The organism is Streptomyces sp. NPDC058051 (assembly GCF_042885475.1).
GTDB lineage: Bacteria > Actinomycetota > Actinomycetes > Streptomycetales > Streptomycetaceae > Streptomyces.
The window spans coordinates 245,795-261,877 of the sequence record NZ_JBHVRW010000009.1; the positions used below are offsets into that span (position 1 = coordinate 245,795).

A 16,083-nucleotide genomic window follows, 5' to 3' on the forward strand; every position below is an offset into this window, starting at 1 on the left:
GGACTTTTTTTGTGATTGTTCGGATCAGTGGTGAGGGTTTGTGCGTTCGTTTCCGGCCACACGGCGATCGATATCGAACACTTATTTGATTTCTCGTGGTGTGCCGGGTCGTGCCTGGTGCCAGCGCCGAAGAAGCCCTTCGGGTACTTCCTCCGCGGTGAGCGCGTAGATCAGATGGTCCCGCCACGCACCGTCAATGTGGAGATAGCGCGGGCGCAGACCTTCCTCACGGAATCCGAGTTTCTGGACGACCCTTCTGCTGGGCCCGTTCTCCGGCCGAATGCACACCTCGATGCGGTGCAGTCCGACCACCCGGAAGCAGTGGTCGACGGCGAGGGCGACGGCGGTCGGCATCACACCACGGCCCGCCACGTCCTGGTCGACCCAGTAGCCGACGTGGCCCGAGCACATCGAGCCCCAGGTGATCCCGGCGACCGTCAACTGACCGACCAGACGGCCCTCGTACTCGATGACGAAGGGCAGCATCCGGCCCGCGTTGGCCTCGGAGCGCAGATGACGGACCATCTGGCGGTAGGTGGGGCGCTGGGCCGTCGGGGCGCCCGGGGCGGGCGGCGGAACGGTCGCCTCCCAGGGGCGCAGCCAGTCACGGTTGCGCCGGTTGACCTCGCGCCACACGCGCTGGTCGCGCAGTTTGATCGGACGGAGGGCGATCTCGCCGTCCTTGAGGACCACCGGCCAGGTCGGGACGTTCAGCTCGGGCTCCCCGGTCGGGGGTGATCGCCGCCGCGAAGCTGGTCGACGGCGTGCACCAGAAGACGTGTGAGGACGGCGAGGCCGTCGCGCACCCCGCCGGTGGAGCCCGGCAGGTTCACGATGAGTGTGTGGTCCGCGACGCCCGCGAGACCGCGGGAGAGCGCGGCGGTGGGCACCTTGTCGCGGCCCTCGGCGCGGATCGCCTCGGGGATGCCGGGGACCTCGTGGTCGAGGACGCGGCGGGTGGCCTCGGGGGTGCGGTCGGTGGGCGAGATGCCCGTACCGCCGGTCGTGACGATGACGTCGTACCCGGCGGCCACCCCGTCGCGCAGCGCCTGTTCGACCGGGTCGCCGTCCGGCACGACCTGGGGGCCGTCGACGGCGAAGCCGAGCTGCGTGAGCGCTTCGGCGATCAGGGGGCCGCCCTTGTCCGGGTAGACCCCGGCGGCGGCCCGGTTGGACGCGGTGACGACGAGGGCGGCGTACGGGGCGGTCAGCGCGCCGCCGAGCGGACGTCCGGCCGCCCCACCGTCACCGGGCTGCCCGTCGCCGGGAGCCGTCGCACGTTCACCCGCTCCTGCGCCGGGGGCCGTCCCGCGATCGCCTTGCCCTGTGCCGGGGGCCGTCGCGCCTCCGCCCCCTCCCGTGCCCGGCGCCGTCACGCGTCCGCCCCGTCCGGTGCCTCCGGTACCGCGCGCCGGTAGTCGCCGGACGTGCCGCCCGACTTCGACTCGACGCGCACGTCCGTGATGACCGCCGCCTTGTCGACCGCCTTGACCATGTCGATCACGGTGAGCGCGGCGACCGAGACGGCGGTCAGGGCCTCCATCTCCACGCCGGTGCGGTCGGTCGTCTTCACCGTGGCGGTGATCTCCACCGCGTCGTCGGCGACGCCCAGGTCCACCTGGACACCGGAGACGGCGAGCGGGTGGCAGAGCGGGATCAGGTCGGGGGTGCGTTTGGCGCCCATGATCCCGGCGATACGGGCGGTGGCGAGGGCGTCGCCCTTGGGGACTCCTTCGCCGCGGAGCAGTTCGACGACGCGCGGCGAGACCAGGACCCGGCCGCTCGCGCGGGCGACGCGCGCGGTGACGTCCTTCTCGGACACGTCGACCATGCGGGCCGCGCCCGCCTCGTCGATGTGCGTCAGCCTGTTCTGCGTACTCAACTCACTCCGCCTCGCGGTAGGGCGCCGGGGGTCCGCTCGGCCCGCACCGGGGTGCGGGCCGGGGCCCGGGGGTGTCCCCGGGACGGCACAGCGGCAGATACCGTACCGCCACCGCCCGGGGATCAGCGGAGCAGGATCACCTCGGTGTCCGCGCCGGGCTCGGCGGAGGTGACGTCCTCGGGCAGCACGATCAGCGCGTCGGCCCGGGCGAGCGCGGCGACCAAATACGATCCGGAGCCGCCGACCGGAGTGACGGTGCCGGCCTCCGCGTCGTACGTGCCGCGCAGGAACTGTCGCTTCCCGGACGGCGACGTGAGTGCCTTTTCGCTGCTGAGGGTGGCCCGGACGGTGGGGCGGTTCACGTCCTTGAGACCCATCAGGGCGCGGATCACGGGCCGTACGAACAGCTCGAAGGAGACGTACGACGAGACGGGGTTGCCCGGGAGCGCCAGCAGCGGCGTGTGTTCGGGGCCGATCGTGCCGAAGCCCTGCGGTTTGCCGGGCTGCATGGCGAGCTTGCGGAAGGCGATGCCGCTGCCGGGCTCGTCCTCGTCGTCGCCCACCGACGACAGGGCTTCCTTGACGACGTCGTACGCGCCGACGCTGACGCCGCCGGTGGTGACGACGATGTCGGCACGGATCAACTGGTCCTCGATCGTGGCCCGGAGCGTGTCCGCGTCGTCGGTGACGGCGCCGACCCGGTAGGCGATCGCTCCGGCGTCCCGGGCGGCGGCCGTCAGCGCGTAGCTGTTCGAGTCGTAGATCCGACCGGCGGTCAGCTCCTCGCCCGGCTGCACCAGTTCGCTGCCGGTGGAGATGACGACGACGCGCGGCCGGGGCCGCACCCTGACCGTCGAACGGCCGATCGCGGCGAGCAGCCCGATCTGCGGCGGCCCGATCACCGACCCGGCGCTCAGGGCCAGGTCGCCCGGCTTCACGTCGCTGCCCCGGGCCCTGACATGGGCGCGGGCCTCCACGGAGCGGTGGACGCGGACTTCGCCGCTCGCCCCCTCGGGGGCGTCGCTGTGGGCGCGCATGGTGTCGGCGGGGCCGCCGCCCGTGCCGCCGTCGGTCCACTCGACCGGGACCACGGCCTCGGCACCGGCCGGCAACGGGGCACCGGTCATGATGCGGGCGGCCTCTCCCGGGCCCACGCTCCGGTCGCCGGGCAGCCCCTCGCTGCCGGCCGCGACGTCACCGATCACGGCGAGCACCGCGGGGAACTCCTCGTCGGCGGCCTCGACATCGGCGACGCGGACCGCGTACCCGTCCATCGAGCTGTTGTCGAACGGCGGCAGGGCGACCCCCACGACGACGTCCTCGACGAGGACGCAGCCCTGGGCGTCGTGCAGGTGCAGCTCGATGGGTTCGAGCGGCCGCACCGCGCCGAGAATGTCTTCCAGGTGCTCGTCCACCGACCAGACCGTGCTGCTCAAGGTGCTACATCTCCTCGGTGACGTAACTGCGGAGCCAGGCCCTGAAGTCGGGGCCCAGGTCTTCACGTTCGCACGCGAGCCTGACAATGGCACGGAGGTAGTCGCCCCGGTCACCGGTGTCATAGCGGCGTCCCGTGAAGACGATGCCGTGCACGGGGCCGCCGACCTTCTCGTCCTCGGCGAGGAGTTGCAGGGCGTCGGTGAGCTGGATCTCGCCACCGCGGCCCGGTTCGGTCCTGCGGAGTATGCCGAAGACCGCGGGGTCCAGGACGTACCGGCCGATGACGGCGAGGTTGCTGGGCGCGTCGGCCGGGTCGGGCTTCTCGATCAGACCGGTGACACGCACCACATCGCCCTCGCCGGTGGGCTCGACGGCCGCGCAGCCGTACAGGTGGATCTGCTCCGGCTCGACCTCCATCAACGCGATGACGCTGCCGCCCTCGCGCTCCTGGACGTCGACCATACGGGCCAGCAGCGGGTCGCGCGGGTCGATCAGGTCGTCGCCGAGAAGGACCGCGAACGGCTGGTCGCCGACGTGCGGTGCGGCGCACAGCACGGCGTGGCCGAGTCCGCGCGGGTCTCCCTGCCGGACGTAGTGCATGGTGGCCAGGTCGCTCGATTCCTGGACCTTCCGCAGCCGTTCGGCGTCTCCCTTGCGGGTGAGGGCGGACTCCAGCTCGTAATTGCGGTCGAAATGGTCTTCCAGTGGACGCTTGTTGCGACCGGTGACCATCAGTACGTCGGAGAGCCCCGCGGTCACCGCCTCCTCGACGACGTACTGGATCGCGGGCTTGTCGACCACAGGCAGCATCTCCTTGGGAGTGGCTTTGGTGGCCGGCAGGAAGCGGGTACCGAGCCCTGCGGCCGGAATGACAGCCTTGCTGATCCTGGGGTGCGACTGAGTCATGCGCAGAACCATAACCGGCGCGTATGGGAGAAAGATGAGACTCCGGTTAACTTTGTACGGCTATATGCACATACACGAGATCCAAGGTTCCCGTTGAATACCGACATGTCCCAAAAAGCGCTTCTGAGACGCGAACTACTGGCCGCACGACATCATCTGACCAGGGAAGACGTGGAGAACGCCGGGACGGTTCTGTCTCGGGCCGCATTGAGTCTTCCGGAGCTGTCCGAGGCACGCACCGTCGCCGCGTACGTCTCGGTGGGGAGCGAGCCGGGCACCCGCGCCCTGCTGGACGCGCTGCGCGAGCGGGGCGTACGGGTGCTGCTGCCGGTGCTCCTCGCGGACAACGATCTGGACTGGGCGGTGTACGAAGGAGCCGATCGCCTGGTCCGGGCCGGTCGCGGGCTGCTGGAGCCCGGCGGGGAGCGGCTCGGCCCGGACGCGGTCCTGGACGCCGACGCGGTCCTGCTGCCGGGTCTCGCGGCGGACCCGCGCGGGATGCGGCTCGGCCGCGGCGGCGGAAGCTACGACCGGGTGCTGGCCCGGCTCGCCGCGGCGGGGGCGCACCCGGCGCTGGTCGTGCTGCTGTACGACAACGAGGTGGTCGCGCGGGTTCCCGAGGAACCGCACGACCACCCCGTGGACGTGGTGGTGACACCCGCCGGCGTGCGCCGGACCGGCCCGGACCGTGGGGCCGGTCCTACGGTTTGAGGGTCAGGGTGTCGGTCGTCGACTGACCGACGGCGTTCGTCCCGAAGGACCAGTCGAGCAGTTCACCGTTGACCCACTTGTCGGTCTGATCGGTGTAGTGCGCGCTGAACGCGTGCCCGGAGGCGCCGGTGAGGTTGATCCAGCGGGACTTGTCCCAGTCCCCGACGTTGACGACCATCCTCATCGACGGAACCCAGATGACGTCGTACCCGCCCGCCGCGTTCCAGCCGCTGGCGTTCACCGCGGCCTCTCCACCGCCGAGGTTCCACGGCCCCCGGTTGAGGACCCGCTGGAGCAGACCGGGGCCCTCGGTGCCGAGGGTCTGGTTCTTCAGCGTCAACTGGTGCAGCCGGCCCCAGTTCCAGCTGGTGATGTCCTTGCCGAGCTTGGCGGTCAGCTCCCAGCGGGCGTCCTTCATCGCGCGGGCGAAGAGCTGGTCCTGGTTCTCCGTCGCCGTGTCCCGGCCGTTCCTGGGCGACTTCCACCACTCGCTGTCCGGGTCGTCCAGCAGGTTGGCGACCACCTGGTACCAGCGGTCACCACCGTCCGGCTGCGCCGTGTCCGCGTCGCGCTGGCCGCACTCGCGCACCAGCTTGCCCTGCTCGTCGACCGGGCCCGAGGTGTCGGCCCGGGTCACGTTGAGGCACTCGCCCTCGACCCGGAGCTCCTTGGGCAGCTTGTCGCCGAAGGCCAGTTTGAGGATGTTGCGCCAGACCGCGTTGAAGTACGCCGCCGCGGCCGAGTCGGATTCCTGGGTGTAGTCCCAGCCCTCCAGCAGCTTCTGCGCCTCGCGGATGCTCTTGTCAGAGATGTTGATCTTCAGCAGCTTGGGCACCAGCAGCGCGGCGATCTCGCTGGTGTTGTCCATCTGCATCTTCTGCATGTCCTCGGTCGAGATCTTCCCGCCGCCCTTGATCTTCGACTTGATGAGGTCGTTGATCCGCTGGCTGCGGGTGCCGTAGCCCCAGTCCTCGGTGAGCAGGTGGGCGTAGTCCTTGCCGATGACCGCCTGGTTGGCGGTGACGATGTAGCCGCGCTCGGGGTTGTACTCGTAGGGCAGCTCGTCGAACGGGATCGGGTCCTTCTCCCAGCCGTACGCCGAGGACCAGCCGGGGCTGGGCATCGTGCCGTCGCCCTGGAGGCGGACCGGGATCTTGCCGGGGGCCTGGTAGCCGATGTTGCCCTTGGTGTCGGCGTAGATCAGGTTCTGCGAGGGGACCTCGAAGTGCGCCGCCGCCTTGCGGAAGGACGCGAAGTCCTTGGCCCGGTTCAGCTCGAAGACGGCGTCCATGGAGTGGCCGGGATCCAGCGCGGTCCACTTCAGGGCGACCGCGTAACCGTCGGCCCGGTCCGGGGCCGCGTTGGTGACGGGGGCCTTCTGGCCGACCTTCTCCAGTTCGCTGCTGCGGTCGGAGACCAGCGGACCGTTGTTGGTCTCGCGGATGGTGATCTTCCGGCTCTTCCCGCCTGCGACCTTGATGGTCTCCTCACGGACGGTGAAGGGCTTGACCTTGCCGTCGTACAGGTAGCCCTCGGCGGAGACCTTCTCCAGGAAGAGGTCGGTGACGTCCGCGCCGAGGTTGGTGAAGCCCCAGGCGACGTCCTGGTTGTGGCCGATGATCACGCCGGGCATGCCGGAGAAGGTGTAGCCGGCGGTGTCGTACTGGCACTTCGCCGAGATCTCGCGGCAGTGCAGCCCCATCTGGTACCAGAGCGAGGGCAGTTGCGGCGCCAGGTGCGGGTCGTTGGCGAGCAGCGGCTTACCGGTCGTCGTGTACGTGCCGGAGACCACCCAGGAGTTGGACCCGATGCCGTTGCCGTTCGGGCCGAGCAGGGCCGGGATCTCGTCGAGGGTCTCGGAGAGCGAGGCGAGCTGGGTGTTCAGGCCCTCGGTGGCGCCCGCCGCGGTGTTCGAGCCGACGGTGCCGGACGAGGTCGCCTCCGGGTCGAACTTCCCGGTGACCGTGGAGATCCCACCGCCGCTGACGATCGGGTCGTGCTTGCTGTACGGGTACGCCGGGTAGAGGTCGTCGATCTGCTTCGCGTCGAGCCTGCTGGTCATCAGCGAGCGGTCGATCTCGTCCTGCATGTTCCCGCGCAGGTCCCAGGCCATGGCCTTGAGCCAGGCGACCGAGTCGACCGGGGTCCACTCGGTCGGCTTGTAGTCGTTGGTGAGGCCGAGGGCGGCGTACTCGACGGAGATGTCCTTGCCGTCGCGCCCCTTGAGGTAGGCGTTCACGCCGTCCGCGTACGCCTGGAGGTTCTTCTTGGTCTCCTCGGACAGGACGTCGTCGTACTCCTCCTGCGCGACCTTGCGCCAGCCGAGCGTGCGCAGGAAGGAGTCCGTCTCGACCTGCCCGGAGCCGAACATCTCGGAGAGCCGGCCCGCCGTCATGTGACGGCGGACGTCCATCTCCCAGAAGCGGTCCTGCGCCTGCACGAAGCCCTGGGCGCGGAAGAGGTCGGCATCGGAGTCCGCGTACAACTGCGGGATTCCATAGGCGTCGCGCTTGACGTCGACCGAGCCGTCGAGGCCGTCGAGCGTCAGGGAGCCGGTCGTCTGCGGGTACGAGGCCCGCACGGTCGATACGGACCAGAACGCGCCGTAACCGATACCCGCGACAAGCGCCAGCACCAGGACGATCACGATCAGGCGGGCACGTCGCCCCTTCTTCCTGCCGGTCTTCCCACCGGCGGACCCGGTAGTGCCGGAAGGGGCGGTTGTGTTGGCGGGCATCGCTGTCCTTCGAGGGGCAGGTGGTCCTGGGAGTGCAGGAGCAACCATAGGCGCAGCGGCCGGGCGGCTCCGACGCGGCATCGTCCTGATTCGAATTGCCCAGCGATCGTACGAATACTCGAACGCGTCAAGAAAGCGTTAAAGATTAGGTAAGGTAACGAAGTACCGGCCGTCCACGGCCGATGCCGAGGATGGATTCGGCAGGCGCACGCAGGGAAGGAACGGCCACTGACTGTCCACACGCTCAACGAGCTCCTGCTCGTCTGCTCACTCGTCCTGCTCGTCGCCGTGGCGGCGGTGCGTGTCTCCTCCCGCAGCGGACTGCCCAGCCTGCTCCTGTACCTCGGCATCGGGGTCGTCATGGGGCAGGACGGCATCTTCGACGTCAAGTTCAACAATGCGGAACTGACGCAGGTGATCGGTTATGCCGCACTGGTCGTGATCCTCGCCGAGGGTGGCCTGGGCACGAAGTGGAAAGAGATCAAGCCCGCGCTGCCGGCCGCGGCGCTGCTCTCGACCGCCGGCGTCGCCGTGAGCGTCGGCGTCACCGCGGCCGGCGCGCACTATCTGGTCGGTCTGGACTGGCGCCAGGCACTGATCATCGGCGCGGTGGTCTCGTCGACGGACGCCGCCGCGGTCTTCTCCGTGCTGCGCAAGGTGCCGCTGCCCGCCCGGGTCACCGGTGTGCTGGAGGCCGAGTCGGGCTTCAACGACGCCCCCGTCGTGATCCTGGTGGTGGCCTTCTCGACCAGGGGGCCGGTGGAGCACTGGTACGTGCTGATCGGTGAGATAGCGCTGGAGCTCGCGATCGGCGCGGCCGTCGGTCTCGCGGTCGGCTGGCTCGGCTCGTTCGGACTGCGTCATGTGGCGCTGCCCGCGTCCGGCCTGTACCCGATCGCCGTGATGGCGATCGCGGTGTCCGCGTACGCGGCGGGCGCCCTGGCCCACGGAAGCGGCTTCCTCGCCGTGTACCTGGCCGCGATGATCCTCGGCAACGCCAAACTGCCCCACTGGCCCGCCACCCGCGGCTTCGCCGACGGGCTCGGCTGGCTGGCCCAGATCGGCATGTTCGTGCTGCTCGGACTCCTCGTCACCCCGCACGATCTGGGGGACGACTTCTGGCCCGCGGTCATCGTGGGGCTGGTGCTGACCGTGGTGGCCCGTCCGCTGGAGGTCTTCATCTCGCTGGTGCCGTTCCGGCTGCCCTGGCAGGAGAAGGCGTTCATGTCATGGGCGGGCCTGCGCGGCGCCGTACCCATCATCCTGGCGACCATTCCGATGGTGTCCGGGATCGAGGGCTCCACCCGGGTCTTCAACATCGTCTTCGTTCTCGTGGTCGTCTACACGCTCATCCAGGGACCGACCCTGCCCTGGATGGCGAAGATCCTGAAGATCGCCGACGATCCGGCGGAAGCCGCCGACCTGGGCATCGAGTCCGCGCCGCTGGAGCGGCTGCGCGGCCATCTGCTGTCGGTGGCTATCCCTCCGAAGTCGAAGATGCACGGCGTGGAGGTGGCGGAGCTGCGGCTGCCCGCCGGAGCGGCGGTCACCCTGGTCGTGCGGGACGAGAAGAGCTTCGTGCCGGCGCCGTCGACCGTGCTGCGGCACGGCGACGAACTGCTGGTGGTCACCACCGATCCGGTGCGCGACGCGGCGGAGGAACGGCTGCGCGCGGTCGGCGAGGGCGGCAAGCTCGCGGGCTGGCTCGGCACGAGCGGCAGCGGCGGCGAGAGCCTCGCCGGACAGCACGTGGCACAGGATGTGGCGCACGCGCTGAAGTCCGTGCGGCGTACGGGGAAGACGGACGGGCCGAAGGCGCATCGCTGACACCGGCTCACCGCGCAGGACGCGGGGTGCGGCGTGCGGTGGGCACAGTGCGGGCGGCGCGGTGTGCGCGGGCGGGCTGCGCGGTGTGCGGGTGCGCGGTGCGGGCGGTCATTGCCGTGTGTGGCGGGTGGCATGGGATGCCACCCGCCGTGCACGACGTGCTGTGCGTCGCATGTCGCATCACATGCCGCATGGAGTCGATTGCTGTCGATCCGAGGCAGGAGCGCGGGTCCTGCGCACATTCAGAGGTGTGCGGGAAGGACTGCCTGTATCATGAAGGAGATTTGGCCGGTCTCCGCGTCGAGGCCGGCCGACCCGATCGACCCGATCGACCAACCTGAACGACCAACTCTGCCTGAAGCAGAGCTGGCGCGACCGTATGGCGGTCGTGGCGTCCTCCGCCTCTGCTGAGCGCCCGGCATCTACCGCAGTTCCGCGCGAAGAGGACAGCTCTCGGCACAGCACCCGCACGAGCCCGCACCACCCGTGCCGGCCCGGACCGGGAGCTCGGCCACCAGGCGGCAGAAAGGCATGGACCGTGGCGCCCACGGTCTCCGACCGCCCCGGTTACGGGCAGTTGCTGCGCACTCCTGGTGCGTGGACGTTTCTCCTTCCGGGCTTCGCCGCACGGCAGCCCTTCGCGATGCTGACCATCGGCATCGTGCTCCTGGTGCAGCACACCACCGGCTCGTACGGCAGCGCGGGCTCCGTCGCCGCCGTCACGGGTGTCTCCATGGCCCTGTTCGCGCCGCAGACCGGCAAGCTCGCCGACCGTTTCGGCCAGCGCGCCGTGCTGCTGCCCGGCGTCCTGGTGCACACGGTCTCCGTTTCGGCGCTGACGGCGCTGGCGCTGGCGGACGCGCCCCTGTGGGCCCTGTTCGCGGCGGCCGTGCCGACCGGGGCGTCCGTCCCGCAGATCGGGCCGATGGTACGGGCCCGCTGGGCGGCGGTACTGGGCGCGGCACCGGGCCGCCCGGCCTCGCCGCTGATGTCCACCGCGGCCGCCTTCGAATCGGTGACGGACGAGTTCACCTTCGTCATCGGCCCGGTGCTCGCCACCGCGCTGTGCACCGGGGTGCACCCGGCGGCAGGTCTGCTCACGGAGGCCGGGCTGACCCTGGTCGGCGGGCTGCTCTTCGCCGCGCAGCGCCGCACCCAGCCTGTGGTGCGCGGCACCGCGTCGGGCGCCTCCGAGCGGCGCGTGTCCGCCCTGTCCGTCCCGGGTGTACGGGTGCTGGCGGTGGCCTTCCTGGGAATCGGCGCGGTCTTCGGCGGCATGCAGGTCTCGCTGACCGCCTTCGCCGAGGAGATCGGCCGGCCCGGGGCGAACGGTCTGCTGTACGGGGTCTTCGCGGCCGGCAACATGCTGGCCGGGATCGCCTGCGGCGCCATCGCCTGGAAGAGCGGGCCGCGACGACGGCTGATCGTCGGATACACGGCGCTCACCCTGACCGCCTCCGGACTGTGGGCGATGCACTCCGTGCCCCTGCTGGCCGGGCTCGGACTGCTGGTCGGCCTCTCCATCGCTCCGGCCCTGATCAGCGGCTACACGCTGGTCGAGGCACTGGTGCCGGGATCTGCCCGGACCGAGGCGTTCACCTGGCTGACGGGCTCGGTCGCCCTCGGCCAGGCAGCCGCCGTGACGGTCGCCGGGCAACTCGCCGACGCACACGGTGCGAGCACCGGATTCGTCGTGCCGCTGGTGGGAACCGTACTGGCGCTGACCACCCTGGTGGCGCTGCGTTCCCGGCTCGCACCCCCTGCCCCGGGACGGACCGTGGCACGTGGTATCGGTCACCGCGAGCCGGTCACAGTGGACTGATCCAGCGGAATACGTCAGTATGGAGCGTCGTTAGCACTCATTGAGTCAGAGTGCCAGGAGGAGCAAGTGCCGACCTATCAGTACCAGTGCACCGAATGTGGCGAGGGCCTTGAGGCGGTGCAGAAGTTCACCGATGATGCCCTGACCGTGTGCCCGAGCTGCGAAGGACGCCTGAAGAAGGTGTTCTCGGCGGTCGGTATCGTCTTCAAGGGTTCCGGTTTCTACCGGAACGACAGCCGTGGCTCCTCGTCGAGCAGCACGTCGGCGTCGTCCTCGACGAAGGCATCCGGTTCCGCTTCGTCCGATTCATCATCGTCGTCGTCGGGTTCGGACACGAAGTCGTCCGCTTCTTCCTCGCCTGCCGCCTCCTCTTCCGCGTCCTCCTCGTCGTCCTCGACGAGTGGTTCGTCGGCCGCCTGAGCCGAACCGCTCTTCCCCGAGGACCCCACCGAGAGGATCGGCGGGGTCCTCGGTCTTTTCTGTACCGTTGGCTTTCTGTGCCAGTGGACTTTCTGCGCCTCCGCCTTTCTGCACTCCTGACTTTCTGGGCCGCCGGCTCTTCTGCGCCACTGGCCTGAGCGGCACTTCCGCACGCCAGTACTGTGACCGCATGGCGAACGCAGAGATCGGTGTCATCGGCGGCTCGGGCTTGTACTCCTTCCTGGAGGACGTCACGGAGGTGCGTGTGGACACCCCGTACGGACAGCCGAGCGACTCCCTTTTCCTCGGTGAGGTGGGCGGTCGCCGGGTCGCCTTCCTGCCCCGCCACGGACGCGGCCATCATCTGCCGCCGCACCGCATCAACTACCGGGCCAACCTGTGGGCGCTGCGCTCCGTGGGCGTGCGTCAGGTGCTCGGTCCGTGTGCGGTGGGGGGCCTGCGTCCGGAGTACGGACCGGGCACCCTGCTCGTGCCCGACCAGATGGTGGACCGCACCAAGGCCCGGACGCAGACGTACTACGACGGGCAGACCCGGGCCGACGGGGCAGAGCCGAACGTCCTGCACCTGGGATTCGCCGACCCGTACTGCCCCGAAGGACGCAGGGCCGCGCTGGCGGCGGCTCGCGCGAAGAACTGGGAGCCGGTGGACGGCGGGACGCTGGTGGTCGTCGAGGGGCCACGCTTCTCGACCCGGGCGGAATCGCGCTGGCATGCGGCGATGGGCTGGTCGGTGGTCGGGATGACCGGGCACCCGGAGGCAATCCTCGCCCGTGAACTGGGCCTCTGCTACACGACGATGACACTGGTGACGGATCTCGACGCGGGCGCGGAAGCCGGAGAGGGCGTCTCGCACGCGGAGGTGCTGAAGGTGTTCGCGGCCAACGTGGACCGGCTGCGTGCGGTGCTCTTCGATGTGGTGGCCGGTCTCCCCGCAGAGGCGGACCGCGACTGCCCGTGCTCGCATGCGCTGGACGGGATGGAAACGGGGATCGAGCTTCCTTAGCGGCGGCGGGCGGGTGGGCCCGGGCTGGCGGATGAGCGCGCGGGCTGGCGAGCGGGTGAGCGCGCGGGCTGGCGGGTGAGCGCGCGGGCTGGCGGGTGAGCGCGCGGGCTGGCGGGTGAGCGCGCGGGCTGGCGGGCGGGTGAGCGAAAGTGGCGGGGGGTATGGGGCTGTGAGTCAGGCGTGCGGTGTGGGTGGGTGACGGGGATATCCACATTCCCGCGGCCGTCCACAGGCCCCGGCGGGATACGCGTGGACGGTGGATCGTGAGGGGTGTCCGTCCGGAACTCCTCACGGTAGGTGGTGTCGACCATGTTCCCGTCGTCCAGGCCGTCTCGGTCTCAGTCCGCGTTCCCGTCGCCCGGGCTGCTGTCTCCGTGGCCTTCAGATCCTCCGGGCCGTCCAGAGCCTCCGGGGCTTCCGGGACTTCCGGGACTTCCGGCACCTCCTGAGCCTCCAGGTCATCCGGGGCTGTCGGCACCTCCAGGGCCTCCAGGTCGTCCAGAACCTTCCGGGCCCCCGGGGTCTCCGGGCCATCCAGAGCCTCCTGGACCCCCAGGGTCTCCGGCGTCGGCTCCCCCGCCCTGCGGTGTGCCCTTGTTCGAGCCGCTGCGGGTGCGCGGCTGCGGCGGACACCGACTGCGGCAGGCACTGTGGCGGCAGCGCCGCGCCCTGGCCGCCGGGCTGGCTCTGACGGCTGCCGGCCTGGCCGCGACGGGTGTGGGCGCCGACGGCGCGGGCAGCAGCGCGGCACATGGGGCAGGGGCGGGGGGTACGAGCGGGGTGGCGTCCCAGGTGGCGCGGCGGCCGGTTCCGTTGGTGTCGGCGCCGGTCCGGATCGCGGATGCGGGGACGGTGCGGTTGCTACGGCCGGGCGACCGAGTCGACGTGATCGCTGCCGACGGGGCCGGGGCTGCGGCCCGGGTAGTGGCGAAGGGGGCACGGGTGGCAGACGTACCGCAGGCCGTGGTCGAAGGTCCCGCGGAGGGCGGTGCGCTGATCGTGCTGTCGGTCCCCCGTGGCACGGCCGCTTCCCTGGCCGGTGCGGGCATGTCGACCAAGCTGGCGGTGACCCTGTGCTGATCCGTACTGATGAGCTGTCACACCACCGACCCGAAGGCGGGCGAGGCCGACCGGAATCTCGGTCGTCGAACCCTCGGTCGTCGAACCCTCGGTCACCGGAACCTCGGTCGCCAGAACGCCGGTCGGCCGAGGTCGCGGCCAGGAGCGCGATACGCGAAAACAGGAGGACCGCAGGAGGACTGCAGGAGGACTGCAGGAGGACTGCAGGAGGACTGCAGGAGGACTGCAGGAGCAGCACCGCAGGAGGACCGGCAGCAGCCTCGTCGAACCACCACCGAGCGGGGACTCAGATGTGGTGGGGCGGCTTCTCGTCGAGGAAGCGCGCCAGATCGGCGGCGCTGCCGCCGGCCGGGGCCCGCTCGCCCCACCCTCGGTCCGTATCGTCCGCGGACTGCTGGTCCAACGGATCGTCGAAGACCAGGGCCGGTTTCGGTTTCGGCTGTTCCGGCTGATTCGGCTTCGAATCGCGCGGGCCGGGGGCGGGGGCGGTGCTCATGACTCCAGGGTACGGCGGTGGTCATCGATCCCTCGGGTCGAGCGCCCACAGCCCGAGGACGACGAGGAACGACAGACAGAGGAAGCCGGCGCCCCACCAGGCCGTGCCGGTGTTTCCCTCCATCCACGCGTCGATGACGACGGTCAGTCCCCAGAGCTGTCCGATGACCACGGTCATCGCCAGCGCCAGCCGGGCCGTCAGTTTCGAGGAGCGTTCGGGTTCCTGTTCGGCGCCCGCCCCCGGACCGGGACCGGTGTGGCGGACCCGGGGGTCGCCGTAGCCGCTGGTGGCACGGATCTGTGGATAGCGCTCGTGGACGGGGCGGTTGAGTTCGGGTCGGGCGCTCCCCGGGTGGTAGTCCGGGTACGTGGGGGACTCCTGGTCGCGGGGCTGCCGGGCGTCGGTCATGTCCGCCTGCCGGGGAGCTCGTTCTCCGCTGCCGCCCGGGAACGGGGCGTACCGGCTCCTGGGCCTGCGGCACCGGACGCCGCGGGTGTCCGCGTGGCGGCGGGGGCCTCTGCGCCTCCACCCTTCACCGCGGGGCAGCCGATGCGGGACGCGAGATCCGGACGGTCGGTGTTGAGCTGGCGGCACAGGCCGTGCTCGATGCTCTCGCCCGACCGGGTCGTGCCGACCGCCCAGACACTGCCGTCGGCCTGCTCGGTGAGCACCACCTTGGGCAGTGCCCGGGGCGGTGGCCCGGCAGTGACCTCGCCGGTGCGGGCATCGAAGATTCCTTCGTGGCAGGGGCAGTACAGCTCGCCCTCGGATCCGCGGTCCTTGCGCCAGAGCACGGCGCACGCCAGGTGGGTACAGATGGCGGAGTAGCCGACGAGCGAGCCGTCGTCGAGCCGGACGGCAACCGCCCGATCCTCTTCCTCCGGGTAATCGAAGGCGATGGACTCGCCAGGAAGGAGCTGAGCGGTGATCTTCTTCGGAGTGGGCGCCTTGGCGTCCTCGGTGTCTCCGTGACGTGGAAGGATTCCGGCGGCCACGCCGAGGCCGCCGACGGCGAGTCCACCGGAGACCGTCGTGACGATCCGGAGATAGTCGCGCCGGGTGGTGAGGGAATCAGCGGCGATCCGGTCGTGCAGGGCTTCGCGCGGATCCCCGGAGGGAGGCTGGTCGGTGACGCTCATCGGCGGACGTCCTTCCCGTTGATCTCGACGACGGGAAGGCCGCCGGGCACCGGCCACTGGACCCTGTCCGCGGGCACGACCATGGCGACGCCGGTGCGGACCTCGCTCCGGCCGAAGACGAAGGTGTCGGCGACCTGGACGCCGGGGCGCTCGGCCTGGAGTTCCTCGACGGTCCCGTAGAACAGCGCTCCCGTCGGGCAGACGGTCGCGCACATGGGGGCGAGACCGTAGGCGGTGCGGTCGTAGCAGAGGTTGCACTTCATCTGCAGCTTCGCCTGCAGATCGATCTTCGGGACACCGAAGGGGCAGGCGTTGACGCAGTTGGCACAGCCGATGCACCGGGTGGTGTCGGCCTGCTGCACCACACCGTCGGCGGTCACCAGGATCGCGTCGGCGGGACATACCTCGGCGCACGGGGCGACAGGGTCCTCGCAGTGCATGCAGACCGTGGGGAGGGAGGCCACGGACCGGCCCTCGTCGGTGTAGTCGAGGTGGATCATCGACTTGCCGCGGTGCGAGTCGCATTCCCGGCAGGCCGAGACACAGGCCTGGCAGCCGATGCAGCGGCCGGGGTCGATGAAGATCGTTCTGCCCATCATGCG

16 protein-coding genes are annotated in these 16,083 nt (G+C 70.4%); 6 read left to right on the forward strand and 10 right to left on the reverse strand.

All coding sequences use genetic code 11. From position 1 onward, the window contains the following. Positions 1–81 precede the first annotated feature (81 nt). The 5 genes from ACFVUT_RS17310 to galU all read right to left on the reverse strand — a co-directional run bounded on the left by ACFVUT_RS17310 (position 82) and on the right by galU (position 4,225). Positions 82–693: a GNAT family N-acetyltransferase gene (locus ACFVUT_RS17310; protein WP_389648719.1), complete on the reverse strand. Its 612-nt coding sequence runs from the start codon at positions 691–693 to the stop codon at positions 82–84. A 17-nt stretch (positions 694–710) separates the two neighbouring features. Further along, entirely contained in the window at positions 711–1,211 is a 501-nt protein-coding gene (locus ACFVUT_RS17315; RefSeq protein ID WP_389649271.1) for a molybdenum cofactor biosynthesis protein B, read from the reverse strand. Between the two features lie 161 nt (positions 1,212–1,372). Continuing rightward, positions 1,373–1,882 (reverse strand): cyclic pyranopterin monophosphate synthase MoaC, encoded by a 510-nt coding sequence (gene moaC, locus ACFVUT_RS17320; protein WP_389648716.1) that lies wholly within the window; start codon positions 1,880–1,882, stop codon positions 1,373–1,375. Between the two features lie 122 nt (positions 1,883–2,004). Beyond that, positions 2,005–3,318, reverse strand: a complete 1,314-nt coding sequence (glp, locus tag ACFVUT_RS17325; RefSeq protein ID WP_389648713.1) for a gephyrin-like molybdotransferase Glp — start codon at positions 3,316–3,318, stop codon at positions 2,005–2,007. Between the two features lie 4 nt (positions 3,319–3,322). Further along, complete coding sequence (galU, locus tag ACFVUT_RS17330) at positions 3,323–4,225, reverse strand: UTP--glucose-1-phosphate uridylyltransferase GalU (RefSeq protein WP_389648710.1); 903 nt, start codon at positions 4,223–4,225, stop codon at positions 3,323–3,325. A 105-nt stretch (positions 4,226–4,330) separates the two neighbouring features. Here galU and ACFVUT_RS17335 point away from each other — a divergent pair, with 105 nt between their 5' ends. Beyond that, positions 4,331–4,936 carry a 5-formyltetrahydrofolate cyclo-ligase gene (locus ACFVUT_RS17335; protein WP_389648707.1) on the forward strand — a complete coding sequence of 202 codons (606 nt, stop codon included), beginning with the start codon at positions 4,331–4,333 and terminating at the stop codon, positions 4,934–4,936. On the opposite strand, the gene ACFVUT_RS17340 is transcribed toward ACFVUT_RS17335, so the two are convergent. Then, the gene (locus ACFVUT_RS17340) at positions 4,926–7,673 is read right to left on the reverse strand and encodes a penicillin acylase family protein (protein ID WP_389648705.1); all 2,748 of its coding nucleotides are present in this window, start codon (positions 7,671–7,673) and stop codon (positions 4,926–4,928) included. The two genes, ACFVUT_RS17335 and ACFVUT_RS17340, sit on opposite strands and share 11 nt — an antisense overlap. 288 nt (positions 7,674–7,961) lie before the next feature. Between ACFVUT_RS17340 and ACFVUT_RS17345 the strand changes: the two genes are divergently transcribed. From ACFVUT_RS17345 to ACFVUT_RS17365, 5 genes are all read left to right on the forward strand, one after another. After that, positions 7,962–9,500, forward strand: coding sequence for a potassium/proton antiporter (locus ACFVUT_RS17345; RefSeq protein ID WP_389648703.1), 1,539 nt, complete (start codon positions 7,962–7,964; stop codon positions 9,498–9,500). Between the two features lie 538 nt (positions 9,501–10,038). Next, positions 10,039–11,322, forward strand: coding sequence for an MFS transporter (locus ACFVUT_RS17350; RefSeq protein ID WP_389648700.1), 1,284 nt, complete (start codon positions 10,039–10,041; stop codon positions 11,320–11,322). Positions 11,323–11,388: 66 nt separating this feature from the next. Then, positions 11,389–11,742, forward strand: coding sequence for an FmdB family zinc ribbon protein (locus ACFVUT_RS17355; protein ID WP_389648698.1), 354 nt, complete (start codon positions 11,389–11,391; stop codon positions 11,740–11,742). 190 nt (positions 11,743–11,932) lie between these two features. Next, on the forward strand, positions 11,933–12,766 hold the full coding sequence (locus ACFVUT_RS17360; protein ID WP_389648695.1) for an S-methyl-5'-thioadenosine phosphorylase: 834 nt from the start codon (positions 11,933–11,935) through the stop codon (positions 12,764–12,766). Positions 12,767–13,354: 588 nt separating this feature from the next. Then, complete coding sequence (locus ACFVUT_RS17365; RefSeq protein WP_389648692.1) at positions 13,355–13,846, forward strand: hypothetical protein; 492 nt, start codon at positions 13,355–13,357, stop codon at positions 13,844–13,846. 286 nt (positions 13,847–14,132) lie between these two features. Here the strand turns inward: ACFVUT_RS17365 and ACFVUT_RS17370 are convergent, their stop codons facing one another. The 4 genes from ACFVUT_RS17370 to ACFVUT_RS17385 are packed head-to-tail and all read right to left on the reverse strand — an operon-like array spanning position 14,133 to position 16,080. Continuing rightward, positions 14,133–14,342 carry a hypothetical protein gene (locus ACFVUT_RS17370; RefSeq protein WP_389648689.1) on the reverse strand — a complete coding sequence of 70 codons (210 nt, stop codon included), beginning with the start codon at positions 14,340–14,342 and terminating at the stop codon, positions 14,133–14,135. A gap of 21 nt (positions 14,343–14,363) precedes the next feature. Next, positions 14,364–14,750 carry a hypothetical protein gene (locus tag ACFVUT_RS17375; RefSeq protein WP_389648687.1) on the reverse strand — a complete coding sequence of 129 codons (387 nt, stop codon included), beginning with the start codon at positions 14,748–14,750 and terminating at the stop codon, positions 14,364–14,366. After that, the gene (locus tag ACFVUT_RS17380; protein WP_389648684.1) at positions 14,747–15,481 is read right to left on the reverse strand and encodes a Rieske (2Fe-2S) protein; all 735 of its coding nucleotides are present in this window, start codon (positions 15,479–15,481) and stop codon (positions 14,747–14,749) included. The genes ACFVUT_RS17375 and ACFVUT_RS17380 overlap by 4 nt, the downstream gene beginning before the upstream one ends. Continuing rightward, positions 15,478–16,080: a 4Fe-4S dicluster domain-containing protein gene (locus tag ACFVUT_RS17385; RefSeq protein WP_389648681.1), complete on the reverse strand. Its 603-nt coding sequence runs from the start codon at positions 16,078–16,080 to the stop codon at positions 15,478–15,480. Before ACFVUT_RS17385 ends, ACFVUT_RS17380 begins: the two co-directional genes overlap by 4 nt. Positions 16,081–16,083 lie beyond the last annotated feature (3 nt).